This window comes from Enterobacter sp. ZOR0014 (genome assembly GCF_000798855.1).
In the GTDB taxonomy this organism is placed as follows: domain Bacteria; phylum Pseudomonadota; class Gammaproteobacteria; order Enterobacterales; family Enterobacteriaceae; genus Enterobacter; species Enterobacter kobei.
Genome location: NZ_JTLF01000042.1, coordinates 1 through 269, shown reverse-complemented (window position 1 = coordinate 269; position 269 = coordinate 1). Strand labels below are relative to the sequence as shown.

The window sequence follows — 269 nt, the reverse complement described above, 5'->3', positions numbered from 1 at the left end:
GCTACGATCCGCTGGCGCGTATCGACGGCGTGGATGCCCCGGAAATCTTCTGGTTCCACTGCCAGCCCAACGGCACGCCGGAGCGGATGACGGATATCGAAGGGCAGGTTCGCTGGAACGCGGTGAACAGCGCCTGGGGCAAGCTGCTGCGGGAAAGCGAAACGCAGGTATCAGGATATTCTCAGAACCTGCGCATGCAGGGGCAATACCTGGATCGTGAGACAGGGCTGCACTACAATCTGTTCCGGTATTATGACCCGGACTGCGGA

1 protein-coding gene is annotated in these 269 nt (G+C 60.2%); it reads left to right on the top strand.

What is annotated here, in order from left to right:
* The coding region (locus L977_RS01660; protein WP_047624448.1) for an RHS repeat domain-containing protein at positions 1 to 269 on the top strand (269 nt) is incomplete at both ends.